The sequence below is a fragment of the Cupriavidus sp. C2SS-8b genome, from assembly GCF_057073745.1.
Window position 1 is genome coordinate 3007203 of record NZ_CP172716.1, and the last position, 26422, is coordinate 3033624.

The following is a 26422-nucleotide window of genomic DNA, read 5'->3' on the forward strand; positions in this document are numbered from 1 at the left end:
TATGCTTCAAAGAACACAAACAAGCAGAAGGAGATCCTATGAAGCGCCGCTCATTCCTCCAAACCGGTGCCGGCCTTGTGCTGGGCAGCCTGTCGCTGGCGGCTTGCACCACCACGGGTCCCGATGCGCCCAGTGACAAGGCCGCGCGGCGGCGCGAGCTGGATTCGGGCGTGGACGCCACGCTCGGCAAGTTGTACGGCAGCGTCAAGGGCTCGCGCGAGCTTGCCAACAAGGCGCGCGGCATCCTGGTGTTCCCGAAGACGCTGTCGGCAGGCTTCGTCGTCGGCGGCGAGTATGGCGACGGCGCGCTACGCTCGGGCGGCGCCACGCACGGCTACTATCGCCTGGTCGCGGGCTCGGTCGGCTGGCAGATCGGCGCACAGTCCAAGTCGATCGTGCTGATGTTCCTGACGCCCGAGGCCTACGACAAGTTCGTGCGCAGCAACGGCTGGACTGCCGGCGTGGACGCCACCGTGGCGCTCGCCACGATCGGCGCCAATGGCGTGCTGGACACCAACACCGCGCAGTCCCCGATCGTCGGCTTCGTCATGACCAATGCCGGCCTGATGGCCGGGCTGAGCCTGGAAGGCAGCAAGATCAGCAAGCTCGATCTGTAGCGCACCACCGCGCGATGCTGCCCCATTTTTCGGGCGGCATCGCAGCGACCGGCTAGAATTCGTCCCTTTCATCCGGCCGAATTCCTCCCATGTGGTTCAAGAACCTCCAGCTCCACCGTTTTTCCGCTCCATGGTCGCCCCGCGCCGACGAAGTCGAAGCCAGCCTGGCCAAACACGCTTTTTTCCCCGGCACCAGCCTTGAAATGCAGACGCAAGGCTGGGCCTCGCCGCGCGACAACGGCCAGCTGGTCCACACCGTGGGCGGCCAGATGCTGCTGACGCTGCGCACCGAGAAAAAGCTGCTGCCCACCACCGTGGTCAACCAGGTCACCAAGGCACGCGCCGTCGAGATCGAAGAGCAGCAGGGCTACAAGCCCGGCCGCAAGCAGCTGAAGGAACTGAAGGAGCAGGTCACCGAAGAACTGCTGCCACGGGCCTTCAGCATCCGCCGCGACACGCGCGTGTGGATCGACCCGGCCAACGGCTGGCTGGCCATCGACGCTGCTAGCGCGGCCAAGGCCGACGAAGTGCGCGGCATGCTGTTCAAGGCACTGGACCCGCTGCCGCTGGCGAACCTGCACGTGAACCAATCGCCGGTGGCGGCCATGACTGACTGGCTCGCGACCGACATCGCGCCCGCCGGCTTCACGGTGGACCAGGAAATCGAGCTGCAGTCCGGCGCCGAAAGCAAGGCTACGGTGCGCTACGTGCGCCATCCGCTCGATGCCGAAGACCTGCGCCGTCATATCTCCGGCGGCAAGCGCTGCACGCGCCTGGCCATGACCTGGAACGACCGCGTGTCGTTTGTCCTGACCGATTCGCTCGCGATCAAGCGCGTTGCGCCGCTGGACGTCATCAAGGAACAGGCCGACAACACCGGCAACGACGAAGACGAGCGTTTCGACGCCGATTTCACGATGATGGCCGGAGAACTGGCCGGCATGCTGGGCGACCTGACCGAGGCGCTCGGCGGCGAGCGCAAGGTCTGAGGCCAGCGCCGCACGACCTGAAAGCCCCAACGGCCGCCTTGCGCGGCCGTTTCTTATGCAGCCTCAGCCGAGCCAGTTGACCTTGGGGAAGCGTCCGGCGAAACCGGCCGGCATCGGCATCACCTTCTTCTGCTGGTAGTCGAAGAACACGAAGCCGGACTTGGCCATGGCGATCAGCGCGCCGTCCTGCGGACGCGTGATGCGGAAGATGATGTCGCCACCGTACTTGTTGAAATCCATCACGCCGACCTCGAATAGCAGCTGGTCGCGCGCATGCGCTTCGTTGCGGTACATCGTGGCCAGGTCCGTGACGATGATGCCCAGACCCTCCACCCTGTCGCCCTCGCTGCCGAACTCATAGAGGAAGCGGGCGCGCGCCTCGGAGATCATCGAGATCATCGCATCGTTGGCCAGGTGGTTGGCCGAATTGATCTCGGTGACGCGCACGGTCATGTGCGTCGAATAGCAGAACTGGTCGTCGGGGAGGTCGAGTTGAAGACGGGCCATGGCGGCATCGGGCAGAGTGGACGGAAAGCCGCCGCCAGACACGCAAGAGCGTCGTTGATCCCGGGCAGGCAGGCGGCGAGGCGCCCATCATAGTCGATCGCGGCGGTTCGGCCAGCCGGCCTCAGGGATTGAGCGGCGGCAGCATTGCTGGCGAAGCCCGGTGCAGAGGGACAGACCGATGTGGGGCGGCGTATTTTGACAACAGCGCCGCCAGTTCATTGCCGTTCCACGGCCCGGCGCTGGCATCGGCGCCGAACAGTCGCCGTTCGAGCGCATCGACGGCGGCGGCCAGCGCCGCATCGCCAGTGCCGGCCACCCAGTCCGCCGGCGCCCTGCCCCATGCGGTGCGCGACCACACGCCCAGCGCGCGATAGGCCTCCATCGCGTCGTTCGCGCGACAGGTCTGCAGCAGCGCCGCAAGCCGCGCCTCGCTTCCGGCAGCCCTGGCGCTGCGCCGTGCCGCAAGTATCCGGCGCAGCCGCGCCACGTGCGGCCGCATCCAATGCAGCAGTGCCCACGCCAGCAGCAGTACCAGTGCGCCGCCAGCCGCCCACAGCCACAGCCGCCATGCGGAGCCGCCCGCTCCCGGCAAAGGCGCGGCGTGCGGACCGGTCGGCGAGAGTCCGGCCAACCCCGGCGCGGAGGCCACGTCTACCTTCACCTCGGGCGCTTCCGATTCGCCGGGCTTGCGCGTGACCGGATCGAACCATTCCACCTTGATCGCCGGCAGCGTATAGGTGCCCGATTGCTCGAACACATAGGTGATGCGGTCCGTGCGGCTGCCGCCCGTCGTGCCGGCGCTGTCATGCGCGGCATCGCTCAGTTGCGGATCACCCGCGAACACGCGCACGCCGGACGGCGCCTCGATCTTCGGCGGGCGGATCATCATCGCCTGCGTCTGCGGCGCAAACGTGGTGATGGTACGCACCAGCGCGTCGCCGGCATGGAACTGCGCCTGCGGACCGCTGACCGGGCGGTCGAAGCGCTGCGTGACGTTCAGGCGCGCCACCGGCAGTGTGGCTGCGGCCGGCGCGCCTGCCGCGCCCGCGGCGCGGATCGTGGTGGGCGGCAGCGTCACGCTGCCCTGGCGCGGCTTGCCGTCATCGCCGGAATAGGTAAAGGCGATGGAGACCTGCGGCAACTGGAAATCGCCGCCCTGCTCCGCGGCAAACAGGTAGGTCTTGCGGATGCCGGCGTAGCTCGCGCCGTTAATGGTCTCCACCGTGTTCTGGCCGCGGTCGTCCGGCATGGTGACGATTGCGCCGGGCACCTGCAGTGTCGGGAAGACAGGCGCCGACAGGAAAAAATTGGGGGCCAGAATGGTTACGTCGATGCTGATCTGCTGGCCGGGCAGTATCGGTTGCTTCGCCGCGACGTTAACCCGCACGAGAGGATCGGCCGCCAGCGCCAGCGCGCTCGCCAGCCACATCATCACGCCCATGAACCAGATGCCGAGGCCCCGAACCGTGCGCGTCATGGCTTGGCTCCGGCGCCGGGCTGCGCCTGGCTCTGCTGCAGCGCGAACTTGCGTTGCAGCAGTTCTGTCGGCGTGGTCTGGATTGCGCGCATCCACGTCTCGGCGCTTTCCACCGCGCCCATCTCGCGCTTCTTGCCCTCGCCCTCGGGCGGCTTCGATTCGCTGTCGTATTTCACTTCGTCAGGCTTGATGTCGGGCGGCTCCTCACCCTCCTTTGGCTTGTCCGCCCTGGCTGCCAGCTTTTCCATCAGCGCCAGGTTGGCCGTGGCCGCGGGCCATTGCGGACGGTGCTTCAGGGCCTGCCGGTAGCGCGCCGCCGCGTCCTTGTACTTGCCCATCCGCGCCAGCGCATCGCCCTGGTTGAAGTCGCTCTCGGGCGAGTCGACCAGCGCGAAACTCTGCACCGCCTGCGCGTATTGCCCCGCGCGGTACTGCGCCACGCCGCGCCACATCGGGTCGTCGAACAACGCTGCGGCGCCGGCAAAGTCGCCACGCTGGAACGCGCGGCGGCCCTGCTGGTCGTGCGTGAGCCACAGGTCGACAAAGCGCCGTGGACGCGGCGCATCGGCGTCGGGCGCCGATGCCTGCGCGCGCGATTCCTGCGGCGGTGCAGCCAGCATCAGGGCAAGCAGAACGCCTGTGATCCAGCGCACGGTCCAGCCCTTGCGAAACCACAACAATCCAAGCAGTGCGATCGGGATCGTCAGCCACCAGCCTTCATCCTTCCAGCGCGTGTTGTCGGCCGACTGCTGCTGCGCCAGGTGCGATTGCACGTGGCGCTGCACCCAGGCGACGTCATCGTCGCTGTCGGGCGTGAACGTGGCGACCGGCACGCCGGTGTCGTCGCCAAAGCGCTTGAGCGCGGCCACATCCATGCGCGCGAATACGCGCACGCCGTCCTTCTCGACAAAGCCTTCGGTGCCGCTGCGCAGCGGGCCGCCGCGTTCGGTGCCGATCGCCAGCACCACCGGCTGGCTGCGCCCGCTGCTGACCTGGGCCTTGAACGCGCGCACGGCGGCGGTCTCCACGCCATCGGTCAGGAACAGGATGGTGCCCGGCACCTCCTCATGCTTGAGCGCGGCATCGATGGTGCGCAGCGCGAGCGCGGTGTCCCGGCCGGGCGCGGGCATGATGCGGGTCTGCAGCGCATCGACGAAGGTCTGCAGCAGCGTGGCGTCGTCGGTCAACGGCAGCACCAGGTGCGTGGAGCCGGCATAGGCCCAGATCGCGGTACGCCCGCCGTCGCGGCGCGCCAGCAGCGCCTTGATCTTGAGCTTCGCGCGTTCGAGCCGCGTGGGACTCACGTCGATTGCATCCATGGTCGGCGACAGGTCGACGGCGATCGCCAGCGGCGCCTTGTCGTCGAGGAAGGGCGGACGCTCGCGCTCCCAGCTGGGCCCGGCCAGCGCGATGGCGCCGATCGCAAGCAGCAGCGCGGTCAGGTGCACGGGGCGAATGGCCAGCCGGCGGCGCTCGCCCACCATCAAGGCGTCGAGCAGGTGCGGGGCGATGGCGTCGCGCCAGCGGCGCCGTACATCGCCGCGCCGGCGCACGGCCCAGACCAGCAGCACCGCGGGGATCAGCACCAGCAGCCACCACGGGCGCAGGAAGTGGAAGTCCGCCAGCGCCTGCATCACGCTTCCTCCGCCGCTGGCTGCTGCACGCCACCCCGGTGCGGACGCGACAGCCACGCCGACCACAGCGCCATGATGAGCTGGTACATCAGCACTACGCCCACCGCGGCGCCGAGCGGCCACATGAACAACTCGCGGCGGGGCCGCCACGACAGCGTCTTGTGGTTGTGCGGCGTGATGCGATCCAGCGTCGCATAGATGCTCTCCAGTCCCGCCTGGTCGGCGCCGAAGAAGTAGCGTCCGCCGGTCGATGCGGCGATGCGCTGCAGCACGCCGAGATCGACGCGCTGCTCGCCCTCGGCCGAAGGATCGCCGATGCCGATCGTATGCACGATCACATGCCGCTGCTTCGCGATCTCCGCGGCGCGTTCGGGCGGCATCTTGCTGGCGGTGTCGTTGCCGTCGGTCAGCACGATCAGCACCTTCTCGGGTGTCTGGCTCTGGTCGAACATCTTGATGCCCAGGCCGATGCCATCGCCAAGCGCCGTGCTGGGGCCGGCCATGCCCGGCAGCAGGTCCTTGATCATGGTCTGCACCAGCGTGTGGTCCAGCGTGAATGGCGCCAGCGGGTACGGGGCATCGCCGAACACGAGCAGGCCGATGCGGACGCCGGGGCGGCGCGCCACGAAGCTGCTGACCACCTCGCGCACCGCCTGCACGCGCGGGATCAGCGCGCCGGCCGGGTCGCGGAAGTCGCGCGTGTCCATCGACTGCGACAAGTCCAGCGCCAGCAACAGGTCGCGCGCCGGCTGCACCTTCTCGATCGGCGCCTCCAGGAACTGCGGGCGCGCCAGCGCCGTCACCAGCAGCGCCCACGCCAGCGGTGCCAGGATGCGCTGCAGCCAGTTGCTGCGCGGCACGACCGCGCCCGGCGCGGGCTTCAACCCCGCTGCGCTGGCCACCTCGCCGAAGAACGGCAGGCGCACCGACGGGCTTTCCTCGCGATACGCCGGCAGCAGCCACCACAGCAGCAAGGGCAGCGGCAGCAGCACGAACAGCCACGGATATTCAAACTGGTACATGGTGGCCCGCAATCCATTGCTGGCAGGCTGCGGCAGTCGCCGCTACCTGGCTGTCGGGCCATTGCTCGAGCGCCGCGGCATCGCGGTACTGCGCGTCGTTGACCAGCGTCGAGAGCACCGGCACCGCGGCGCCGGCCGTGCCCGCATTGGCCTGCAGGAATTTCGCCCACTCCGCGCCGGCCATGCTGGCCACCCGGGCGCGCGGCCACGCCGCCAGCGCGGTGCGCTTGAGCAGTTCCGCCATGGCGGCCAGCGCGTGTGCGCGCGCCTGCGGCGACGCGGTCATGCCAGCACGCAATTGCTCCAGTTCGGCCAGTGCCTCGCGACGGTAGCGGTTGGCGCGATAGCGGCGCCACCAGCGCCACGCCGCGACCGCCAGCAACGCCAGCACGAGCGCGCCCGCCACCGGCCAGCCGATGGTCTCGGGCCGCCACGATGGCGGCGGCGGCACGACCACTTCGGCCAGATGCAGGAGATCGCCGGCAATCGTCGCGCTGTCGGGTGCGGCCGTGCTGTGTACCAGGTCACTCACGGTCGCGCTCCCTGCCGTGCGCGCAGCGTGCCATGGCCCTGCGGCAGCGCTTGCCCGAGCAGGCGGCGCAACTGCTGCGGCGTTTCCTCCGCGGCTGACAGCGGCAGCAGCGGCACGCCGATGGCGCGGTGCCAGGCCAGCAGATCGCGGCTCTGCGCATCGACGAACTCGGCGATGCCCTTGCGCGTCGCAGCGTGGCCAAAGCCCAACTCGACCTGGAGTTCGCCGTCGCTGACGACAAGCTGGCCGGAGTCAGGCAGTTCGAGCAGGAACGGGTCGTAGACCAGCATCGTGAGCAGGTCGTTGCGCGCGCACATCGACAGCATCAGGTCGCGCGTGGCCGCGTCGTGCCCATCGAAGTCGCTGATGACGATGACGAGGTGATCATGCCGTGCGAGCCGCGAGGCCCGCTCCAGCGCGGCATTGAGCTGACCCGCGCCACGCCGCGCGGGCGCATCGGCGCGCAGCGAATGGTTCTGGCGCGCGATCTCCCCAAGCAGGTGCTCCACGGCCTGGCGGCTGCGGCGCGGCGCAAGCTCGGTGCATGCGCTGTCGCCGAACACCAGCCCGCCGACACGGTCGCCTTCCGACAGCACGCGCCACGCGGCCAGCGCCGCGGCCTCGGCCGCGGCCACGGACTTCATCGCGCGGCGGCTGCCGAAGAACATATTGATGCGCTGGTCCACCAGCAGCAGCACCGGACGGTCCTTCTCCTCGCTGTACACGCGCACATGCGGCTTGCCGGTGCGCGCCGTGACGCGCCAGTCCATGCTGCGGATATCGTCGCCGGGCAGGTAGCCGCGCACTTCCTCGAAAGTGAGGCCGCGCCCGCGCACGCGGGACGCATGCCGGCCGGCCAGCACGCTGTGCACCGGCTGGCGCGGCAGGAAATGGAAATCGCGCGCGGCGAGTTCAAGCGCCGCCAGCGCCGCGGCGTCCACGCTGACGCCCGGCTGCGCGCGCGAGGCAGGCCCTTCGCCGGCAGGCACCGGCGAACGGCCAAGCGAGGCAAGTCGGGAACGCATGGCGCCGGCCGCCGCTTCAGGCCACGGCGACCTGCTGCACCAGGCGGTCGATCACGGCATCGGCGCTGACACCGGCGGCGTGCGCCTCGTACGACAGGATCAGGCGGTGGCGGAACACTTCGTGCACCACGGCCTGCACATTCTCGGGCGAGACAAAGTCATGCCTGTGCAGCCAGGCGTGCGCGCGCGCCACCTTGTCCAGGCCGATGGAGCCGCGCGGGCTCACGCCAACCTGGATCCATCGATCCAGCTCGTCATCGACGGTCTTGGGCTCGCGCGTCGCCTGCACCAGCGCGACCATGTAGCGCGAGACCGCTTCGCTCACGTGAATGCGGTGGATCTCGGCACGCGCGGCGAAGACCACCTCCGGCGCGAGCCGCTGTACGGCAGCCACTTGTGCGCCGGCCTCGGCGCCCGACTCTTCGGCACGCGCCAGCGCCACGATCTGCGCTTCGGCATCGGCGTCGGGATAGGTCACGTTCACGTGCATCAGGAAGCGGTCCATCTGCGCTTCGGGCAGCGGATAGGTGCCTTCCTGTTCGATCGGGTTCTGCGTGGCCATGACCAGGAACAGCGGGTCGAGCTTGTGGGTCGTGCCGCCGACCGTGACCTGGCGCTCTTCCATCGCCTCGAGCAGCGCGGCCTGCACCTTGGCCGGCGAGCGGTTGACCTCGTCGGCAAGGATCAGGTTGGCGAAGATCGGCCCCGCCTGGAAGCGGAATTCGCCCTTGCCGCCCTCGGTGTAGTAGACCTCGGAGCCCGTGATATCGGCCGGCAGCAGGTCTGGGGTGAACTGGATGCGCGACAGCTTCGCCTCCAGGTTGCGCGCCAGCACCTTGATCGCGCGTGTCTTGGCCAGGCCCGGCAGTCCTTCCACCAGCAAGTGGCCATCGGCCAGCAGACCGAGCAACAGCCGCTCGATCATGTGCTGCTGGCCGACGATGGCTTCGCCCATTCGCTGCTGCAGTGCCAGCACGTCGTCACGGATGCTCATGGGACATTCCTCGATGGTGCGGGGCCAGGCGCCCGACGACCGCCCCCGAACCAGGCGTAGTACGGGTTTTCAGGATCGGTGCGCATCACCTTCTGCATATGCAGCGCCCACGCGTCGCGGTCGCCGTAATAGGCGTCGAGGCCGGCCGTGTAGAAGGTGTGCAAGGTGTCGCGCTCGAGCCCGATATCGGCGATCAGTGCCGCATCCGCGCCGACCAGCGGCGGCTCGGTCTGCAGCGTCAGCAGGCGCTGCAGGACCTGCGGAAACTCGGCGCGCCGCACCCACGTCGCGTATTCGATGCGGGGATGGTCGTCGGTCACGGCGGGCGCGTCACCCGCATAGCGCTCCAGTCCCGCGCGGTCCGTGACCCACATTGCCAGCAGCGCAGCCGGTGAAGCCACGCCCACTTCGCGCAGCGCTGCCGCGACTTCCGGCTGCGCAAAGCGCTCGCGGATGCGCGCGGCATCGAGCGTGACCGGCGACATCGAGCCGACCAGCATCATCTCGTGCAGCTCCGTGGTCCACAACGTCGCGTGCGGGAACACCTCGAGGAAACTGCGCACCAGCGAGCGCGTGTCTTCGTCGTTCTGCGTCGGCAGCGGCAGCCATTGCGCAACCAGTCCGCCCGCTTGCAGCCGGGTCGCGGCGAGGCGATAGAAATCGGTCGAGTACAGGTTGACCACGCCCGCGGCCGAAGGCGGCGGCGGCTCCAGCGTGATCAGGTCGTAGCGCTGCCCGCTCTGCAGCAGCTCGCGCCGGCCGTCCCGAAGCCGTATATCGACGCGCTTGTCGCTGGCCACGCCGAAGTTGCCCTGGAACTGCGGCACGGCGCGCAGCACCGGCGGCAGCAGCTCTGCCACCACCCGGTGTTCCAGGCCCGGATACGGCAGCGTGGCACCCGCGGTGATGCCCGTGCCAAGGCCGATCACCAGTGCCGAGCGCGGCGTGCCGCTGTGCACGATCAGCGGCAGCAGCGCCTGCAAGCGCATGTAGCGCAGCGACGTCATGGTGTCGCCGGAATTGGACACGCCCTGGATATAGAGCCGGTTGAAACTGTGGGTCGCCGATGATTGCTTCACCACCGCCACGGTAGCGCCGCGGCCTTCCTCGTAGAACACCATCTCGCCGCCGCGTGCGCGCGCCAGCAGCGTGGCGAGGCGATCCGCCGGGGCCAGCGCCGCGGCAATCACCGCCAGCAGCGCCACCATCGGCACCGCCCAGCGCGCCAGCCTCGTCACGCCCGAGCCGAGCGCTGCGGCAATCACGCCGACAATGCCTGCGCCCACCGCCAGCAGCGACAACGTATGCACGAGCCCGATGCGCGGCACCAGCACAAACCCGGCCACGGCCGTGCCGGCGATACCGCCCAGCGTATTGAGCGCCACCACCGCGCCCACGCCGGCACCGAGCCGGTGATTGTCCACCCCCACGCGCAGCACGAACGGGAACGCCGCGCCCAGCAGCAGCGTCGGCACGAACACCACGCACAGCGCCGCCACCGCGAAGCTCGCGCAGGCTGCTACCAGGCCGTTCGACGTGGCCGCCTGCGCCCAGGCCGATACCGCTGCCTGCGCCTGCAGCAGCCATTCGCCGAGCACGACGATCTCCAGCAGCGCAACCAGCCCTGCCGCAGCGATCAGCATGGCGAACGCGCCCCACGGATCGCGCGCGCGATCGGCGCGTTTTGCCGCCATTGCACTGCCGATCGCCAGGCCCGCAAGGTAAGTCGCGAGCACGATCGTGAAAGCAAAGGTGCGCGTGCTGATGAACTGGACGATGGCCTGCGACCACACCACCTCATAACCGAGCGCGATGCCGCCCGCAGCCGCATAGAGCACGAGTGCGAGCCGGCCAGCGCCGGCATCGCGCCCCGGCTGCGCAGCGGCTGTCATGACCGTGGCGGCAGGCTCGTCCGCCGGCGCCGCACGCGGCGCCATGGCCAGCGCGGCAGCCGCGGCAAGCCCGTTGAGCGTGGCCGCGGCCAGTGCGCTGCCCGTAATGCCGAGCCACGGAATCAGTACGAAGCCCGCCAGCAGCGTGCCCGCGATCGCGCCGGCGGTGTTGGCGGCATATAAGCGTCCGCCATGCGTGCCGACCTGCCCAGCGCGCGACGCCAGCACGCGCATCAGCACCGGCAGCGTGCCGCCCATGGCCGCCGAGGGCAGGATCACCAGCACGAACGGCAACGCCCACGCCAGCAGGCCAACGCGGCTCTCCAGCCACGCGAACGGTGCCGCGGCGCGCGCGAGCGCCAGCGTGGCGCCGATGGCCAGCACCAGCACGGCGATCTCGAGCCACGCGTACAGCCGCAGCGGCTGCGCATGGCGGTCCGCCACCCGTCCCAGCAGCCAGCCGCCCAGTGCAAGGCCGGCAAAAAATGCGCTCACGGCCGTAGTGACGGCGTGTACATCGACGCCAACCACCAGCGCAAGCTGCTTGATCCAGAGAACCTGGTAGATCAGTCCGGCCGCGCCGGACGCAAAAAGCAACAGGGCAGGTGCCAGCACGGCGCCATCGTGCGCCAGTTGGCCCTGCCCTGCCTGCAAGGCGGCGCCTTGTTCGCGCCGCGGCTTGCCAGATCTGTGCCGCGCTTGCTGCTTGCCGGCGTTGGCGCCGGCATGCGCTTCTGTCATGGTGCGATCCTGGTGAAGAAGTTGGCCGGGACAGCCCGGCCAACCATTGCCGCCGGAGTTACTTCCCGGCTCCCGCCGAGCCCTTGTCGATCGACTTCATTACCGCCTCGGTCATCTGGTCGATGGTGAAGCTCGCCCCACGCTGGCTGGGCGGGTAGTCCTTGAACGTCTGGAGGAACGGTGCCACCCGCGACGACGCATAGCCGATCATGTAGGCATTCTTTGCGGTCCAGTCATAGTACTGGTCCGACACGACATCGGCCCGTTCATACGGATCCATGCGCAGGTTGAACGCCTTGGGCACGCGCAGGCAGGTGAACGGGTTGGCCCACACCTCGAAGCCGCCCGGCTGCCGTTGTTCGCAGAAGACAAACTTCCAGTCGTTGTGCCGCATCGCCACCAGTACGCCGTCGTCGTTGAAGTAGTAGAAGTCCTGGCGCGGCCCAGTGTTGCTCTGTCCCGTCAGGTAGGGCAGGAAGTTATAGCCATCGAGGTGCACCTTGAAGGACTTTCCGCCAATGCTGGTGCCCTTGAGGAGCCGGTCCTTGATGTCGCCGTCACCAGCCGCGGCAAGCAACGTCGGGAACCAGTCGAGACCTGACATCATGGTCGTGGACACCGTGCCAGGCTTGATCCTGCCCGGCCAGCGCACCATCGCCGGCACACGGAAGGCCCCTTCCCAATTGGTATCCTTCTCGCTGCGGAACGGCGTGGTCGCGGCATCGGGCCACGACCACTGGTTGGGACCGTTGTCGGTGGTGTAGACGACGATGGTGTTGTCGGCAACCTTCAGGTCGTCGAGCGACTTGAGCAGCTTGCCGACATCTCCGTCATGCTCCAGCATGCCGTCCGCGTACTCGTTACCCGGCATGCCGCTCTGTCCTTGCATGGACTCGCGCACATGGGTGAAGGCATGCATGCGTGTCGTATTCATCCACACGAAGAACGGCTTGTCAGCCTTCACCTGCTTTTCCATGAAGCCGATCGCCGCCGCCGTGGTTTCGTCGTCGATGGTCTCCATGCGCTTGCGGTTCAGCGGGCCGGTGTCTTCGACCTTGCCGTCGGCGAAGGAATGAAGCACACCGCGCGGCGAATTCGCCTTGACCCAGGCCGTGTCGTTCTTCGGCCAGTACGGGCGCTCGGGCTCCTCTTCCGCATTGAGGTGATAGAGGTTGCCAAAGAACTCGTCGAAGCCGTGCGCGGTGGGCAAGTACTCGTTGCGGTCACCCAGGTGATTCTTGCCGAACTGGCCCGTCGCATAGCCAAGGGGCTTGAGCGCCTGTGCAATGGTCACATTCTGCGCCTGCAGGCCAACCGGCGAACCGGGGATGCCAACCTTCAGCAGGCCCGTGCGCAGGCCGACTTCACCCGTGATGAAGGTCGATCGTCCCGCCGTGCAGCTGTTCTCGCCGTAGTAGTCGGTGAGCATCATGCCTTCGTTGGCGATGCGGTCGATGTTCGGCGTGCGGTAGCCCACCACGCCATGGCTGTAGGCGCTGATGTTGGTCTGCCCGATGTCATCGCCAAAGATGACCAGGATGTTCGGCTTCTTGCCGGACGGCGAGGTGGCAGCCACCGCGGGCGCCGATGCCACGTCGACTGGCGCACTGGCGGCGACTGGCGGGTTCTCCTTCGCCGGCACTGGCGCGGCCGCGGTTTCCGGCGCCGCGGCGGGCGCCTGCGCCGCCGGCTGCTGCGCCTTGGGCGGCGTCTCTTTCTTGCCGCAGCCCGCGACGGTAAAGACGGCGGCGGCCACGGCCAGCATCACCAGCCTGGTGCCTCCTCCTTTTGCTTTGCCTTCTTCAACTCGGTGCATGTCCCGCCTCCGTTCATTGACCCATTACGGTCGGTTTGCTGCGCTCATCGTGCTTATGGCTTGCTGGCCGGATAGACCTGCAGCCAGTCCTGCTTCATGCTGATCACCGTCCAGCCTTTGGCCTGGGCCGCGTCGAGCGCCTTGTCGAGCTTGCCGACCTTTGACTGCCGGTCATAGGCGAACTCGCGTTCGGCGTCGTCGTGGTGGACCAGTACGGCCATGCGCGGTCCCTCGCCGCCGGTGGTGTACTCCAGCATCTGCAGGTCGCCGTCGGAGTTGCCCACGGCAAGGATCGGACGACGGCCGATATGGCGGTAGATGCCAACCGGCTTGCCCGGGCCGTCATCGATGAATTCGAGCTTGGCGTCACGCACGAGCACCGGCTTGCCGTCGCGCACCATGTACTTGACCGCCTGCGAGGAACCAATCACCTGCTCGGGCGGAATGCCGTAGATCTTCTGCACCCACGGCCGCATGAACTCGATGGTGCCGCCCGAGACAATGTAGGTCTTGAAGCCATTGGCGCGCAGGTAGGACAGCAGTTCCAGCTGCGGCTGGTAGACCAGTTCCGTGAACGGGCGCTGCAGCCTGGGATGCTTCGCTTGCGCCAGCCACGCGCGGATGGTGCGGTCGTATTCCCCCACCGTCATGCCGCTGTTGGCCACGGCGATCAGCGACAGCAGCGACTTCTCGTTGCGCATCAGGGCCGGCATGTCGTTGGCCATCAGCGCCTTGAAGGCGGGGTTGTTCTTCCATTCCGGATGCTGCGGCGCGGCGGCCCTGACCTGGTCGAGCAGGAAGAAGAACTGGAAGTAGAGCGGCTGCTCGCTCCACAACGTGCCGTCGTTGTCGAACACGGCGACGCGATCGTCGGGCGCCACGAAGGTCGGCGAGCCCGGACGCGTGGTATCGGCCACGAACTTGATCAGCGCCTGCCTGGCCGCTCCATCGCGCCAGGAAGGCAGCACTTGCGCGGCGACTTCAGGCGCCTGCGCCGGCTGCGCATTCGGCGCGGCAACGCCCTCGGCCGGTGCCGCGCATCCGCCCAGGCCGGCACCAGTGAACGCCAGTGCCGCCAGGCACAACGCGGCCAGCGCGGGACGCAACGCATTGCGCGCGGGCGGCTTGAAGGTGAAAGGTTCCATCACGCGTACTCCGGTCATCGGGAAGTGGCGCAGGCGGGTGGCGCGGCTATCGCGCCATGGCGAGCGGCTGCTGCTTGCGCTGTTCGGCCCAGCGGCTGTCATCCATCACCAGCCGGAAGCCGAGGTGCGACATGCTGTTGTACGGGTCGGTGCCGCGACGGGCGCTGGGCCGGTAGCTCAGGCAGTAGTCTTCGTTGCAGAGGAAGGAGCCGCCGCGCGTGACGCGCTTGGGCGCGGTCACGGGCACGCCGGGCTCGCTCGGATCCCACGACGCCACGGGGCCCGCCGGGTCCGCGATCAGCTTGCCCAGCGCGGCTTCGCGCCGGAACTGGTCCGCGCGGTACCAGTCCGCGACCCATTGCCACGCGTTGCCGGTCATGTCATAGAGGCCATAGCCGTTGGCCGGGAACGTGCCGACCGGGCTGGTGCCGAGCGCGCCGCCCGCCTTCGCGCTGACCACCGGAAACGGCTGGCCCTGCTGGCCTTGCCAGACATTGGCCATCTGCTTGCCGTCCGGCGCGAATTTCTCGCCCCAGGCGTAGGTGGCCTGCTCCAGGCCGCCGCGCGCGGCAAACTCCCACTCGGCCTCCGTGGGCAGGCGCTTGCCGGCCCACTTGGCATAGGCCTGCGCATCTTCATACGAAACCTGCACGACGGGGTGGTTGTCCTTGCCTTCGATCGACGTGCCCGGGCCGCCCGGATGGCGCCAGTCGGCACCGGGCACGTAGCGCCACCAGCGCGAATAGTCCTGCAGCGGCACGGGTCGCGCAGTGCCCACGAACACCATGCCGCCCGCGACCATCGCGCTGTCGGGCGGGCGCGGCGTGCCGGGCGGCAGCTGTACCTTCAGGGTTTCCCAGTCGGGCGCCTTTTCCGCGGTGGTGACGTAGCCGGTGGCCTCGACGAACTTGCGGAACTCGGCGTTGGTGACGTGGCGCTGGTCCATCCAGAAACCGTGGATGCGCACCTGGTGCGCAGGCTTCTCGTTGGCCTGCGCCATCTTGCTGTCGCTGCCCATGAGGAATTCGCCGCCGGGGATGTGGACCATGCCGGCCGGGCCGCGCACGCCATCACCGACCACGATGTCCTGCGACTGGCCAACGTGGCGGCCATGCATCGTCCACCAGGTCGCGCCAAAGCCCGCCGCGACACCGGCGCACACAAGCATCGCGATCATGGCCCCACGCCAGCGGCGCGGCGCGGCGACGGACGCCGTCGCTGCGGAAATCCGGCGCTTCTTGCCCATGACTCTTCCTCCGCAAAGCACAAGTGGTGCGTAAAGCGCACCACGAGGCTATCGTTGCAGAACGAAAAGCGAAACGGAATTCAGTTTTCTTGTCGCGTGATTTTAGATATTTCGCATAGACGAGCAGACAAGTCTTTGCAAAGGCGACGTGACAACGAGTTCAATGTTTTGTGCAGCAATTCGGCGGCGCGGGCCGAATTTCTTGCGCGACTACGCACGGCACGTCGGCTGAAAATGCTGCGACCCGCACACACAGACACCAGCCGACAGGGTCACGTGGAAAGGGCGCGACAGACAAAGGTCGCGCCCCGAAGCCCGCATTGGTCTTGCCAGTTTCAGTTCGTGCTGGCGCCCAGCGCGCCGGCGCGCGCCGTCATGGTGCGCTTGGCGATATTGAGCTGGTGGATCTGCGTGGTGCCTTCGTAAAGCCGGAACACGCGCACATCGCGGTAAAAGCGCTCGGCCACCGTGCGCGCCATGTAGCCGCTGCCGCCGAACACCTGGACTGCCCGGTCCGCCACGCGCCCGGTCATTTCGGAAGCAAACATCTTGCACATCGATGCTTCCATGGTCACGTCCTCGCCGGCGTCGCGACGGCGGGCGGTTTCGAGCACCAGCGCACGCGCGGCGTGCAGTTCGGTGTTGCTGTCGGCAATCATCTGCTGGACCAGCTGGTACTCCGAGATCGGGCGCCCGAACTGTTCGCGCTCGCGGGCATAGCGCACCATCTCGTCGACCAGCCGGATCGCCGGGCCGATGCACAGGCCGGCCAGGTTGATGCGTTGCTTGTTGAGCGCCTTCATGGCCGTGGTAAAGCCGCGCCCCGGCTCGCCGCCGACAATCGCGCTGGCGGGAACCCTGCAGTCCCTGAGGATCACGTCACCGACGGGCGAGCCGTGCTGCCCCATCTTGCGCTCGGGCTCGCTGGTGTCGAGGCCCGGGGTGCCGCGCTCGATGAGGAATGCGCTGATGCCGTGCGCGCCAGGCGTATCCGGCTCGGTTCGCGCAAAGACGGTGAACAGGTCCGCCAGCGGTGCATTGGTGATGAAGCATTTGGTCCCGTTGAGCACATAGTGGTCGCCGTCGCGCGTCGCGCTGGTGCGCAGCGACGTGGCGTCCGAGCCGGCCTCGGGCTCGGTCAGCGCAAAGCACCCCGTGATCTCGCCGGAGGCCAGGCGCGGCAGGTAGCGCGCCTTCTGCGCGGCCGTGCCATCGACAACGAGCGACTCCGAGGCAATGCCGGTGTTGCCGCCGAAGCGGGCGCGGAACACCGTGGCCGCCTGCGACACCTCGATATTGACCAGCGTAAGTTCTTCCGATGTCAGCCCCGCGCCGCCATAGGCTTCGGGGATGCTGTGCCCGAACAGGCCGAGCTGGCGCATGGCGTCGACCAGCGGTTCGGGAATGCAGTCGTCGCGATCGATCTGCGCTTCCTGCGGAATGCAGGTTTCAAGGACAAACTGGCGCAGGGTGGCAAGCAGTGCCTGCAGGCGAGCGGGATTCTGGATCATGGCGGTAACAGGACGGGTCGGAAGATAGGGGGACAGCGTGTTTACTGCGAGGCAATGCCGGCCGTTTTCAGCACCCCGGTCCACTTGCGGGACTCGCTGGCGATGTAGCGGTCGAAGGCCGGTGCCGATTGCGGCGCGACGTCCATGCCCAGATCTGCCAGGCGCCGTGCGATGTCCGGATTGGCGACGGCCTGCGCGACGGCATCGGCAAGCTTCTTCACCACGGCATCCGGCGTCTTGCGCGGCGCCACCAGCCCGAACCATGCGCCGACCTCATAGCCGGGAATGTGCGCCGCCTCCGCGACCGTGGGGACGTCCGGCAGCGCCGGCGAACGGCGCGCCGACGTGACGGCGAGCGCCCGCAGCTTGCCGCTCTGCACCTGCTGCCTGGCAATGGCGATGGTCAGCGCCATCATCGACACGCGCGCGCCGAGCAGGTCCGACAATGCTTCGGGCTGCCCCTTGTAGGGCACGTGCGTCAGGCTGACCTTCGTCATCTGGGCGAGCAGTTCGCCGGAAAGGTGGTTGGACGTTCCGACCCCCGCGCTCGCATAGGTCACCGCGCCGGGCTGCTTGCGCGCGGCACTCAGCAAGGCGTCAAGGCTCTTCGCCGGCGACGCGGCAGGCACGACGATCACGTTGGGGATGACCCCGAAGCCGGCGATGGAACGGAAATCCCGTTCCGCATTCCACGTGATGGCGCTGTTCAGCAGCGGTCCCACCACGTGGCTCGGGCTGACGGCGAGCAGCGTATAGCCGTCCGGCGCGGACTTGGCGACGAAGTCGGTGCCGATGGCGCCGCCCGCACCGGTCTTGTTCTCGACGATGACCGGCTGGTGCAGGATATGCGCCACGCGTTCGGCAACGATGCGGGACACCGAATCCACCACGCCGCCGGCGGAGAACGGCACGATGATGCGGACCGGGTGCTCCGGAAAGCGTGCGGCGGCCGGCTCCTGCGCGGCGGCCAGTCCGGCGGCGCCTAGGCACATGCCCGCCGCCATGCGTGCGATTGCGCCGGCAAAACGGTGCCGGCTCCAAGCCTTGCTGCTGTGCATCACGTCTCCTTGTCGGATGCCCGCCGTCTTCGTGAACGACAGGTCAGGTTGCCGTCGCGGCGCCCCGGGGACGTGGCTCCACGACTGCTATCGTGCGCAGGCCAGTTCGATCTGCCGAACGGCCTCGGTCAGCTTTGGCGCCACCTCGCGGACCAGCAGGTCGCCGGCATCGCGCATGGCCGACATCGTGCAGTTCAGCGCGAACGCGTCCTGCTGCAGCGACTGCCGGATCGGGGCGGCAATCGCATGGATCTCGCGCCGCCATTCGCCGCGGCTCACGCAGAAGCCGTGTTCCGCGAAATGCTTCTGCTCGGCGGCCCACATCGGCTTCTCCGCGGCGAAGCGCTCCGGGTCTTCGACCCGCAGCCGGTTCAGCACGGCGGTGCGCTCATCGCGCTCGCAAGCCAGCAGCAACGCGCGGCCGATCGAACTGCTCAGCAGCGGGCGCGTGCTGCCGATGTCGGGCTGATAGAGGTTGGCCGGATCGAGCCGGCAGCTATCCACGTACACCACCGACAAGCGCTCGCGCATGCCGAGGTTGACGGTGCAGCCGGTCTCGCGCGCCAGCGCTTCCATGTGCGGCCTGGCCACCTGCCGGATCGCCAGCCCCGCCAGCATCGGGTACGCCAGCGCCAGCACGCCCGCGCCCAGCCGGTACTTCTGGTTCGACGCCACGCGGCTCAGGAACCCGAGCAGGCACAACGTGTACGTCAGCCGGGACACCGTCGCCTTGGGCAACCCGGTGCGTTCGACGATGTCCTGGTTGCCGAGCACAGGACGGTCCGGCGAGAACGCCCTGAGCACATCCAGGCCGCGCGCCAGGTTGGTGGCGAACTGGCGATCCACGGAGAGTTCATCGGAACTCGCGAGACCTGGCAGCGGGTGGCGTTCCATTTCCGGTTGGCGTTGCGTGCTTTCCATGCTCGTGTCCGCAAGGGGGGAAGTCAACGTTGTATCACGACGGTTTCGCTGTGCGGAACCGTGCTTGCGCCTGGCGGCGCGGCCTGCCACCTTGCCTGGAAGCCCAACCACAGGTCATTTCCATGCAGGCATCTCCGGCAGTTCCTACGACACAGTCCACGCCCTCTCCCGCTGATGGTTCCAACGCCGCGCGCGGCCCGCTGGCCGGTGTGCGCATCCTCGACATGGCCACGGTGGTGGCCGGCCCGTTTGCCGCGACCTTGTGCGCCGACATGGGGGCAGAAGTGGTCAAGCTGGAACTGCCCGATGGCAGCGATCCGCTGCGCACGCTGGCGCCGGTCAAGGACGGCAGTCCGCTCTACTGGAAGGTCACCAATCGCGGCAAGCGCGGCATTTCGCTCGATGTGCGCATGGCCCGCGGCCGCGAGATCTTCCTGCGCCTGCTGCCGCAGTTCGATGTGCTGGTCGAGAACTTCCGCACCGGCACGCTGGACCGGTGGGGCCTGGACATCGGTACGCTGCGCGCGGCGAATCCGCGGCTGACCGTGCTGCGGCTGACCGGTTTTGGCCAGACCGGCCCCGCCGCCACGCGGCCCGGTTTCGCGCGCATCTTCGAAGCCATGAGCGGCTTCACCAACCTGGCCGGCACGCCCGAAAGCGGCCCGCTGCACATGAACTATCCGGTTGGCGACATGATCGCCGGCCTGTTCGGTGCCTTCTCCATCGCCACCGCCGTGGCCGAGCAGCGCAGCGGACGCGACACCGCGGCGCGCGAGATCGACCTGGCCGCCACCGAGGCCGTGTTCCGCCTGCTCGACCCGCTCGCGGTCGAATACGAACAACTGGGCCAGGCCCGGCAGCGCGCGGGCAATCGCACGACCTATGCCGCGCCATCGAATATGTATCGCACCGCGGATGATGTATGGGTCACGGTGGTGGCCTCTTCCGACGCTACTTTCGCGCGCCTGGCGCAAGCCATGGATCAGCCAGAACTGGCCACCTGCGCCGACTACGCCGGCAACGTCGAAAGGGTGCGCAACATCGACAGGCTCGATGCCATCGTCGCCGGATGGTTCGCGCAACGCGACCATGCCGCGACCAGCGCGGCGCTGGAGCGGCACGGCGTGCCGTTCAGCAAGGTTTTCGGCATGGCAGACATCCTGGCGGATCCGCACTTCCGCGCCAGGAATGTGGTAACGCGGCTGCCCGACCCGGATTTCGGCTCGCTCCCCGCCCCGTGCGTCGTGCCGAGGTTCTCCGGACATATCCCGCCCGCGCCCCGCACCGGTCCGTCCGTGGGGGAACACAACGCGTCAATCTACGGCGAACTGGGTCTTGGCGCGGAAGAACAGGACGCGTTGCACCAGGCGGGGATTATCTGAACGCCGCCCATATTGCATACAATTATGGAATACAATGTCTCTTCTTGAACCATGCCCGGACAGGAAGAGACCATGACATCGCACCAAACCAGCCCGACCACCCAGCACGTTGCCGCACTGGAGCCAGTAGAGAACTACCTGAAGGGCCATGCGACCGGCAAGGGCGAGTACATCCGCAAGGCGTTCCACGCCGATGCGCGCATCCAGTCTTTCCGTGACGGTGTGTATTACAGCCTGAGCGTCGAGGAGTTTATCGCCGCCAGATTCCAGGGCGAGCCCGCCGCGGACGAGGCGCAGCGCAAGCGCTTCATCACGCAGTTCGATGTGACCGGCAACGCCGGCACGGCCAAGGTGGTTTTGCAGTATCCGGGCGTGACGTTCACCGACTATTTCACGCTGCTGGAGATCGATGGCGTATGGGGTATCGCCAACAAGACGTTCAGCGCAGCGACGCCGGCGTAAGCCACGTGACTGTCGCCAGGCGCGTGCCGGTGGCGCGCGCCTCGGGCCGCGCCAGACGGGCCTTGAGTTCGGCGCGTTCGCTGAAATGTGGCGCGGCCAGCCACGCGCCGAGCTCGTCGCGCCAGTTCTCCCAGGCGTTTTCGTCGAACTCGAATTCCTCGTCGAGCCGCCCGCCGTCGCGCAGGTAGAAGCCCGCCACGCTGGTGCCGTTCCAATAGGCGACGGCCACGTCGGAGAAGTCCGCGGTGCTTCCCGCTGGCATATCGCGCAGCAGCATTGCCAGCGTTGCCTTGAACGGTTTGAATTCGTCGGTGGGCATGGCGGCCTCGCTGCATGGTAGGACGATACCAACAGGGTGCTCCTGTTCTCCCGGCCCGTCAATTTGCTGCGTGCCCTCCGCCACGCGCTGTCGATGTCGTGCATCAACGCTGCGCGATGATTCGCAATGGCCTGACGACGCCCGCTTGCTGTTGACACATTCCTCGTCAAGAATGGGGCAATGCCTCTCTTCCAACTGGAGTTGCCGACCATGCCCGAAGCCAGCATCACCGCACATCTTCCGACGATGGATATCGAACTCATGCGGCACAGGCTGCCCGAAGAGAATACCGATGTCATTTCCGTACTGATCCGCGCTACGCCGTCGTTCGCCGCCATGGAGCACTGGCTGGCGCAGTCCCCGCCGCTGCCCTTCGAAGATGTCATGCAGTGGTGGGCCGACATGGTGCGGGCGACATGGCAGCCCTGGCTGGCGTTCAATCCCGCGCTGGCGCTGATGCTGCCGCCGCCGCAGCCGGACGCGCTCGCGGACGCGCCGTCGGACAAATAGCCGTCCCGCCACCGGGTCTTTGAGCTTGATCCGGCACTCGGGCTGACCTAGACTGAACTCCGGCGTTCTGCGCCGTGCACCTTCCGCGGCCGTCGCACAGCCAGCGTTCCGTCACCGGACCGGCGTCCGGCCGCGCCCTGCCAGGAGACAAGCGATGCTGCAAACATCCATTTCCGAGCGGGCGCTGTCCCGCGGATTACTGGACGTCCTGATCCGCGCGGGGCTGATCGCCACGCTGGTGATCTTCTGCTTCGAGATCTTCCACCCGTTCTTCGACCTGGTGGTCTGGGCGCTGATCCTGGCCGTCACAATCTATCCGCTGCAAGTACGGCTGCGCGGGCGCCTGGGCCTCAGCGAGGGGCACATCGCCACACTGATCATCTTGCTGTCGATCCTGATCATCCTGGTGCCGGCGTACCTGCTGGGTCTCGCCGTGTTCGAGTCCGTGGAGCGCGCGATCGAGGTCGTCAAGGGCGGAAACCTGCGCATCCCACCGCCGTCCGACGCGGTATCCCAGTGGCCGCTGATAGGCCAGCAGCTTTACGGATTCTGGCAACAGGCCGCCAACGACCTGAGTGGCCTGCTGATGAAAGTCGCGCCCCAACTGAAGGAGTTCAGCGTCCTGATGCTGGGCAAGCTCGCCGGCGTCGGCACGGGGCTGCTTGTGTTCGTGTTTGCGTTGATCATCGCCGGCATCATCATGGCGTACGGCGAAATGGGCACCCGCAGCGCGCAGCGAATCGCGTCGCGCATTGTCGGGCCGGAGCGCGGCCTGCGCATCGTGGAGCTGTGCACCGCGACCATCCGCGCCGTGGCGCAGGGCGTAGTCGGCATCGCCTTCATCCAGATGCTGCTGATCGGCGTCGCGTTCATCATGAAGGGCATTCCCGGCGCCGGCCTGCTGGCGCTGGCCGTGCTGCTGCTGGGCATCATGCAGCTGCCCGCGACGCTGATCACGATCCCGGTCATTGTCTACGTCTTCGTCACGGAAGGCGCCAGCGTCACGACGATCGTCTTCGCAGTCTATGTGTTCGTGGCCGGTCTTGCCGACAACGTGCTCAAGCCGCTGCTGCTGGGGCGCGGCGTCGACGTGCCGATGCCGGTGGTGCTGATCGGCGCGCTCGGCGGCATGATCAGCGGCGGCATCATCGGGCTGTTCATCGGGCCGGTGATGCTGTCGGTCGGCTACCGCCTGTTCTGGCTGTGGGTCGACGAGCCTGCCGCGGCGCCGGTCGAAGCGGTGGCGCCCGAGCCGGCCGAGACGCTGTCGCCAGCGCCTCCGCACGCGAGCTGAAAGCGGCCGCCGCCAGCGGCCCCAATCAGCGCTGTTCCCCGCCCTGGCGTGCCAGCAGGTCCGCCATGTCGTCGGCGTGCTCTTCCTCCACGGCAAGGATCTCTTCCATCATGCGGCGCGAGGTCGGATCGCGATCGCCGAGGAACTTGACGATTTCGCGATAGCTGTCGATCGCAATGCGCTCGGCCACCAGGTCTTCGCGGATCATGTCGGTCAGCGTCTTGCCTTCGACATACTCGGCATGGGAACGGCTGGTCAGCCCGTTGGGCGCGAAATCGGGCTCGCCGCCGAGCTGCACGATGCGCTCGGCAATCTGGTCGGCATGGCCCTGCTCTTCATTCGAGTGCGCGAGGAACTCGTCGGCGACACTCTTCGAGTTCGGACCCTTGGCCATGAAGTAGTGGCGCCGATAGCGCAGCACGCAGACCAGCTCGGTGGCCAGCGCGTCATTGAGCAGCTTCAGCACGGTGTCGCGATCCGCCGCATAGCCGGCCGTCACCGCGCCATCGTCGATATGCTTGCGCGCGCGCTCGCGCAGCGTTTTTACATCTGTGAGGAAGGGTGTTGTCGTCATCACGGGCTCCTGTACGGATGGCGCGCAGGGGGACGCGCAGTCCGGGGTGGGATGAATGGGAGTGTGACGCGAAAAACATGCCAAGCCGGCGACCCTGGTTCATCAACGTCGTAGCGGCCACGCCGCGTCGCGGCGTGCAAAAAATGCACGGTACGCAATGGGAAGGGTGACGAGAAATTGCAAAGCCGTCGCGCGTGCCAGCGCGCAAGCGCGTGCCTTATGCAGCCACGCGCATCCGCTCGACTACGTTGGTGTAGAACTTCTCGCCGAGCGCCGTGAGGCACGGCCGCGGCCGCGTGATGCCGCGCTCTTCCCACTGGATCATGCCCTTGCTCGCGAGCTCTTCGAGTTCCAGCGTGCTGGTCGCTTGGTATGGCGCGTTCCGCACAAGAATCAGCGCCGAAATTTCGTGGTGAGTCAGCATCTTGTCTCCGATTCTGCATCCTGGCCTGCACCACCGGGCGAGTGCGGCCTGATCCTCGATCTTCTTGCTGCGTCGGTGTCCGTGCGTGGTTCGACCTGGCAACTTCGGCGGCGCATCGACACGGTCTCCTTTCGTGCCGCCCAGACAGCGCCGTCCGGACATAGGTTGCTATTCTGGTTAGGGAAGGCGCCGGTGCAAAGCAATCATTGGCGATGCCGCCATAACGAAAGTTCAAGGCAAAACCGGGCGCCACGGACGAGTGCTGCGGACGACATGAGCCAGCTTGACCCGCTTTCCCTGCAACTCTTCATCCATGTGGTGGAACAGGGAACGATTGCCGCGGCGGCCGAGCGCGAACACATCTCGGCCGCTGCCGTCAGCAAGCGCCTCAGCGAGCTGGAAAGCCAGTTGCGGACCCAGTTGCTGGTGCGCACCAACAAGGGCGTCGAAGCGACGCCCGCCGGCCAGGCGCTGCTGACGCTGGCGCGCAGTGCCTTGCATGAACTCGATCAGGTGTCGGCGCAGATGCAGAGCTTTGCTGCCGGCGTGCGGGGCGTGGTCCGTATCTGCTCGAGCCTGTCGGCGATCCTGCAGTTCCTGGCGCAGCCGCTGCATTCGTTCTCCGCGCGATATCCGACCGTCCAGCTCGAGCTGGAAGAGAGGACCAGCTCGCAAGTCCCGAAGGCCATTGCGGAGAATGCGGCCGATATCGGCATCTATGTGCCGGTCCTGCCCGTGCCGGGACTGGAGACCTTTCCGTTCCGCCGGGACCGCCTCGTCGTCATTACACCGGGGGGACATGGGCTTTGCGATCGGCCGCATGTCACGCTGCGCGACCTGCTCAAGCATGAGCTGGTCAGCATGCACACCGGCAGCGCCATCGATGTCGCCCTGTTGCGCGCCGCGCAGGACCTGCACTGCCCCCTGAAGCTGCGCATCCGCGTGAGCAGCTTCGATGCCTTATGCGTGATGGTCAGCGCCGGGCTTGGCATCGGCATCCTGCCCGAGGCCATCGCCGAACGTAACCAAGCGACCATGCCGCTTTGCATCGTGCCGATCGCCGATGCACTGGCCATGCGCGAGTTCCTGCTGGCCGTGCGCAGCATGGAGGCATTGCCGGTGGCCGCGCAGTTGCTGGTGCGGCATCTGCTGGAGTCCGAAGGGGGCACAAGGCCGGACTGATTCCCTTCCACACAGGCAATCGCGAGCTTGTTGCGCTCAAGCGATACCGGCTTGTCCCATACCATCGGAATTTTCCTAAACCACTGGTCCGTTGATCTGAAATCAAGTTTGCTTGCAGCCCTCTCCCTAGGATCGGTCGGCTTTACCAAGACCACCCAACAAGGAGAATTCGATGCGAGCCATTCCATCACAGATCGCCATTGCCGCGCTTGCGGCGTGCGCGTTGCTGAGCGCCTGCGGAGGCGGAGACAGCGGCGATAGCGGGGGCACGACGCCGACCCCGGCACCTTCGCCTGCCCCCTCGCCTTCTCCGTCCCCGGCGCCATCCCCCTCCCCCGCGCCATCGCCCGATCCTTCGCGCACAGGCGAAGCCTTGCCCGACCTTTCCAATCCGCAGCCCGGCTCTACGGCCAAGGTGGGCAATGGCAGCGAAGGCATCTGGTCGGAGCCCATGGGCGTAACGTTCATCAACAGTGCGGGGCGCTTCGTCCGTGCCGAACTGATAAGTACTTTGAGCGGTGGCTTCCGGTTCGCCGGGTCAAACTGGAATTTCACACCGGATGCACTCTACGAGTACGGTTTTACCTATCCTGTAACCGGCTCCGGCACCATCACGCTGAACAGCAAGCTCGATGGTTCCTATCAGAGGGAGGGATCGGACACGCCCAAGGACTTCCATGCCACTTACGATCCCGCAAACGCGCTGTCGGTGGACCAGACGAGCATTCAAGGAAACTGGAAGCAAGGCGCATTCGCAATGTCGATTGACGCCGAGGGCAATATCAATGGCACTTACACGAGCGGCACGCAACTCTGCAGGTTGACGGGGACAGCCGTGTTGGCCGAGCCTGGCTCGGCGAAGAATTTCTACCACGTCACCGTGATCCCGTCCGTCGCGACAGAGCCTGCGAACACCGGGTGCAACCTGTCCGTGGGTGTCCCGCACGATGGATATGCAGCAATCCGTTTTGTACCATCCGATGGCGGCATCCTCATCACCAGCAATACGTTGTATAGCCGCTCTCTGACCATGGTGGCGACCACCGGCACCGGGGGCTTCTTTAAGACACAGATGCTCAAGCAGTAACTAGGCGGGCACCGGAGGGCGCGCATCGCGCCTTCCTCTCCGGTTGCCAACTCTCATCTTG

Annotated in this window: 25 protein-coding genes; 8 read left to right on the forward strand and 17 right to left on the reverse strand. The window is 67.2% G+C overall.

Features of this window, described 5'->3' with window-relative positions; all coding sequences use genetic code 11:
• The first annotated feature begins 38 nt into the window (after nucleotides 1–38).
• Both ACIGJB_RS13930 and ACIGJB_RS13935 read left to right on the forward strand, forming a co-directional pair.
• Nucleotides 39–617 carry a BPSL1445 family SYLF domain-containing lipoprotein gene (locus ACIGJB_RS13930; RefSeq protein ID WP_483730361.1) on the forward strand — a complete coding sequence of 193 codons (579 nt, stop codon included), beginning with the start codon at nucleotides 39–41 and terminating at the stop codon, nucleotides 615–617.
• 89 nt (nucleotides 618–706) lie between these two features.
• Entirely contained in the window at nucleotides 707–1606 is a 900-nt protein-coding gene (locus tag ACIGJB_RS13935) for a recombination-associated protein RdgC (protein ID WP_483730362.1), read from the forward strand.
• 63 nt (nucleotides 1607–1669) lie between these two features.
• On the opposite strand, the gene ACIGJB_RS13940 is transcribed toward ACIGJB_RS13935, so the two are convergent.
• From ACIGJB_RS13940 to ACIGJB_RS14005, 14 genes are all read right to left on the reverse strand, one after another.
• Nucleotides 1670–2113 carry a thioesterase family protein gene (locus ACIGJB_RS13940; RefSeq protein WP_483730363.1) on the reverse strand — a complete coding sequence of 148 codons (444 nt, stop codon included), beginning with the start codon at nucleotides 2111–2113 and terminating at the stop codon, nucleotides 1670–1672.
• A 121-nt stretch (nucleotides 2114–2234) separates the two neighbouring features.
• Nucleotides 2235–3590: a BatD family protein gene (locus ACIGJB_RS13945; RefSeq protein ID WP_483730364.1), complete on the reverse strand. Its 1356-nt coding sequence runs from the start codon at nucleotides 3588–3590 to the stop codon at nucleotides 2235–2237.
• A complete protein-coding gene (locus ACIGJB_RS13950; protein ID WP_483732328.1) occupies nucleotides 3587–5224 on the reverse strand; it encodes a vWA domain-containing protein in 1638 nt (545 codons plus the stop codon). The genes ACIGJB_RS13945 and ACIGJB_RS13950 overlap by 4 nt, the downstream gene beginning before the upstream one ends.
• The gene (locus ACIGJB_RS13955; RefSeq protein WP_483730365.1) at nucleotides 5224–6246 is read right to left on the reverse strand and encodes a vWA domain-containing protein; all 1023 of its coding nucleotides are present in this window, start codon (nucleotides 6244–6246) and stop codon (nucleotides 5224–5226) included. The genes ACIGJB_RS13950 and ACIGJB_RS13955 overlap by 1 nt, the downstream gene beginning before the upstream one ends.
• Nucleotides 6233–6778, reverse strand: a complete 546-nt coding sequence (locus ACIGJB_RS13960) for a DUF4381 domain-containing protein (RefSeq protein ID WP_483730366.1) — start codon at nucleotides 6776–6778, stop codon at nucleotides 6233–6235. Before ACIGJB_RS13960 ends, ACIGJB_RS13955 begins: the two co-directional genes overlap by 14 nt.
• Entirely contained in the window at nucleotides 6775–7803 is a 1029-nt protein-coding gene (locus ACIGJB_RS13965) for a DUF58 domain-containing protein (RefSeq protein ID WP_483730367.1), read from the reverse strand. The genes ACIGJB_RS13960 and ACIGJB_RS13965 overlap by 4 nt, the downstream gene beginning before the upstream one ends.
• 16 nt (nucleotides 7804–7819) lie before the next feature.
• Nucleotides 7820–8797 (reverse strand): AAA family ATPase, encoded by a 978-nt coding sequence (locus tag ACIGJB_RS13970; RefSeq protein ID WP_483730368.1) that lies wholly within the window; start codon nucleotides 8795–8797, stop codon nucleotides 7820–7822.
• Entirely contained in the window at nucleotides 8794–11430 is a 2637-nt protein-coding gene (locus tag ACIGJB_RS13975; protein WP_483730369.1) for a fused MFS/spermidine synthase, read from the reverse strand. Before ACIGJB_RS13975 ends, ACIGJB_RS13970 begins: the two co-directional genes overlap by 4 nt.
• Nucleotides 11431–11488: 58 nt before the next feature.
• Nucleotides 11489–13246, reverse strand: a complete 1758-nt coding sequence (locus tag ACIGJB_RS13980; RefSeq protein WP_483730370.1) for an arylsulfatase — start codon at nucleotides 13244–13246, stop codon at nucleotides 11489–11491.
• A 53-nt stretch (nucleotides 13247–13299) separates the two neighbouring features.
• Nucleotides 13300–14391, reverse strand: a complete 1092-nt coding sequence (locus ACIGJB_RS13985) for an HAD family hydrolase (RefSeq protein ID WP_483730371.1) — start codon at nucleotides 14389–14391, stop codon at nucleotides 13300–13302.
• Nucleotides 14392–14437: 46 nt separating this feature from the next.
• Complete coding sequence (locus tag ACIGJB_RS13990; RefSeq protein WP_483730372.1) at nucleotides 14438–15637, reverse strand: formylglycine-generating enzyme family protein; 1200 nt, start codon at nucleotides 15635–15637, stop codon at nucleotides 14438–14440.
• A gap of 335 nt (nucleotides 15638–15972) precedes the next feature.
• Complete coding sequence (locus tag ACIGJB_RS13995; protein WP_483730373.1) at nucleotides 15973–17148, reverse strand: acyl-CoA dehydrogenase family protein; 1176 nt, start codon at nucleotides 17146–17148, stop codon at nucleotides 15973–15975.
• Nucleotides 17149–17189: 41 nt separating this feature from the next.
• Nucleotides 17190–18206, reverse strand: coding sequence for a tripartite tricarboxylate transporter substrate binding protein (locus ACIGJB_RS14000; RefSeq protein ID WP_483730374.1), 1017 nt, complete (start codon nucleotides 18204–18206; stop codon nucleotides 17190–17192).
• 87 nt (nucleotides 18207–18293) lie between these two features.
• Nucleotides 18294–19100, reverse strand: coding sequence for an IclR family transcriptional regulator (locus ACIGJB_RS14005; RefSeq protein WP_483732329.1), 807 nt, complete (start codon nucleotides 19098–19100; stop codon nucleotides 18294–18296).
• Between the two features lie 149 nt (nucleotides 19101–19249).
• On the opposite strand from ACIGJB_RS14005, the gene ACIGJB_RS14010 reads away from it, so the two are divergent.
• The gene (locus ACIGJB_RS14010; protein ID WP_483730375.1) at nucleotides 19250–20509 is read left to right on the forward strand and encodes a CaiB/BaiF CoA transferase family protein; all 1260 of its coding nucleotides are present in this window, start codon (nucleotides 19250–19252) and stop codon (nucleotides 20507–20509) included.
• A gap of 72 nt (nucleotides 20510–20581) precedes the next feature.
• On the forward strand, nucleotides 20582–20971 hold the full coding sequence (locus tag ACIGJB_RS14015) for a nuclear transport factor 2 family protein (protein WP_483709333.1): 390 nt from the start codon (nucleotides 20582–20584) through the stop codon (nucleotides 20969–20971).
• Here ACIGJB_RS14015 and ACIGJB_RS14020 read toward each other — a convergent pair.
• Entirely contained in the window at nucleotides 20949–21290 is a 342-nt protein-coding gene (locus ACIGJB_RS14020) for a hypothetical protein (RefSeq protein WP_483730376.1), read from the reverse strand. The genes ACIGJB_RS14015 and ACIGJB_RS14020 overlap by 23 nt on opposite strands.
• A 210-nt stretch (nucleotides 21291–21500) precedes the next feature.
• On the opposite strand from ACIGJB_RS14020, the gene ACIGJB_RS14025 reads away from it, so the two are divergent.
• Both ACIGJB_RS14025 and ACIGJB_RS14030 read left to right on the forward strand, forming a co-directional pair.
• Entirely contained in the window at nucleotides 21501–21800 is a 300-nt protein-coding gene (locus ACIGJB_RS14025; protein WP_483730377.1) for a hypothetical protein, read from the forward strand.
• Between the two features lie 154 nt (nucleotides 21801–21954).
• Nucleotides 21955–23094 carry an AI-2E family transporter gene (locus ACIGJB_RS14030; RefSeq protein ID WP_483730378.1) on the forward strand — a complete coding sequence of 380 codons (1140 nt, stop codon included), beginning with the start codon at nucleotides 21955–21957 and terminating at the stop codon, nucleotides 23092–23094.
• A gap of 25 nt (nucleotides 23095–23119) precedes the next feature.
• Here the strand turns inward: ACIGJB_RS14030 and ACIGJB_RS14035 are convergent, their stop codons facing one another.
• Together ACIGJB_RS14035 and ACIGJB_RS14040 are read right to left on the reverse strand one after the other, a co-directional pair.
• The gene (locus ACIGJB_RS14035; protein WP_483730379.1) at nucleotides 23120–23668 is read right to left on the reverse strand and encodes a ferritin-like domain-containing protein; all 549 of its coding nucleotides are present in this window, start codon (nucleotides 23666–23668) and stop codon (nucleotides 23120–23122) included.
• A gap of 217 nt (nucleotides 23669–23885) precedes the next feature.
• On the reverse strand, nucleotides 23886–24092 hold the full coding sequence (locus ACIGJB_RS14040; RefSeq protein WP_483730380.1) for a hypothetical protein: 207 nt from the start codon (nucleotides 24090–24092) through the stop codon (nucleotides 23886–23888).
• A gap of 273 nt (nucleotides 24093–24365) precedes the next feature.
• Between ACIGJB_RS14040 and ACIGJB_RS14045 the strand changes: the two genes are divergently transcribed.
• Nucleotides 24366–25274 carry a LysR substrate-binding domain-containing protein gene (locus tag ACIGJB_RS14045; protein WP_483730381.1) on the forward strand — a complete coding sequence of 303 codons (909 nt, stop codon included), beginning with the start codon at nucleotides 24366–24368 and terminating at the stop codon, nucleotides 25272–25274.
• A 373-nt stretch (nucleotides 25275–25647) separates the two neighbouring features.
• A complete protein-coding gene (locus ACIGJB_RS14050; protein ID WP_483730382.1) occupies nucleotides 25648–26361 on the forward strand; it encodes a hypothetical protein in 714 nt (237 codons plus the stop codon).
• The last annotated feature ends 61 nt before the right edge of the window (nucleotides 26362–26422 follow it).